General features: G+C 44.4%; 1 protein-coding gene. It reads right to left on the bottom strand.

Annotated elements, in window-relative coordinates; all coding sequences use genetic code 11:
* On the bottom strand, nucleotides 1-1,009 hold a 1,009-nt coding region (gene ltrA / locus ESZ39_RS17440; protein WP_146881187.1), incomplete at its 3' end, for a group II intron reverse transcriptase/maturase.
* Nucleotides 1,010-1,600 lie beyond the last annotated feature (591 nt).

The following is a 1,600-nucleotide window of genomic DNA, read 5'->3' as shown; positions in this document are numbered from 1 at the left end:
TTATACTTGCTTTAGCAGGTTTGATTAACAATTTCTCTTTGTATTTCCTGATATTGAACCCCAGAAAATCAAAGCCAGTATTGATATGAGTAATGTGGGTTTTCTCCTCGGACAAGGAAAGCCCCCGTTGAGCCAGAAAGCTCTGGATAGCGGGTTTTACTCTATTTTCCAATATATTTGGGCAATTGGCAGTAACGATAAAATCATCGGCGTAGCGAACTATATTGATCTTAGATAGCCCTTTTGTTGCCAACTTGATCGTTGCTTCCAGACCATCCAACGCCATATTGGCATAAATAGGTGAAATATTTCCGCCTTGTGGCGTGCCAGCTACGGTTGGATGAAGTAAAGAATTCTCCATGTAACCACTTTTAAGCCATTGATTAAGTATACCTTTGTCCATTGTGACATGCCGCATTAGCCAATCATGGCTAATATTATCAAAGCAAGCCTTGATATCGGCTTCGAGTACCCATTTTGCAGAGCTTTTCTTGGCTAGTGCACAAAAACATTGTCCTATAGCATCAGCCGCGCTGCGTTTTGGTCGAAAACCATAAGAATTATGGTCAGCCAGTGTTTCAGCAATGGGATTGAGCGCCAGTGCATAAAGCGCTTGCATGGCTCTGTCTCTCATTGTGGGTATACCTAGCGGGCGTTTCTTACCATTAGATTTAGGAATATAGATACGCCGTAAAGGTTGAGCTTTATAGCCTTTCCTTTTCAAACAAAAAATTGCTTTATACTTTGCCGCTGGAGTGAGCCAGCGAGCGCCATCAATACCAGGTGTTTTCTTACCCTTGTTTTCTGTTACCCGCTTGACGGCAAGAAACTTTGCCGCAAACGAATGTGTCAGCAACCACTGCAAGGATTTCACCTTGCCATATTTGCCTTCTTTTACTGCCTCCGCAATACGCATTTGCAGTCGAGTTACCTGCCGTGTCATGGCATCAACATTAATGTTGCTCCATGGTTGGTAGGTTGAAGATGCACCCGCTTTAACAGCCGTCATTTGCTTTTCCTCATGTTGTCGATTCTCCAAATTCTCTTACGATTTTAGACCAGTCGGACGTGGGCTCACTTTCGTGACGAGTAACATTTAAACTCGTATTTGTACCATTACAGTACGACATTCGCTTTTTCCGACCTCTCAAACCCGCATGCCCATCAGTGATCCTTGCGAATGACTTACCCGTTAGGGAGGTATACGGGGTTTCCACGTTCCGCTTTCTGAGTAACTGTTGGGTTAGGTGCCCGCTATCAACCGATCAGTATATGAGCCATGAACGTTCATCCCAAAGAAACGCTTCTCCCTGACAGTGCCTTTTTGGCTTAAGTGTTTCAGCCTAATTACACTTATTGCGACTAACGATTTTTATCACGGATTCAGTTAATTTCACCATACCAACTATCTAGCACTTACCCGAATTAAGACTTTCAGGAGGGAGCGTTTCTCACGATTGACTCCCCGATGGCAACACCACCTTCGTTACATTGTCTGGGCAGCTCTTTATTCATGCCCGTAGATTCACCTGATGGCACAGGTGGTTCTTGCAGCATCCTTGCTGAGTAGAACAACTCATCCAGCGACATCGTGTCGCAC

Origin of the sequence: Colwellia sp. C1TZA3 (assembly GCF_007954265.1) — a bacterium.
GTDB lineage: Bacteria > Pseudomonadota > Gammaproteobacteria > Enterobacterales > Alteromonadaceae > Cognaticolwellia.
This window is presented reverse-complemented; position numbering and strand designations above follow the sequence as displayed.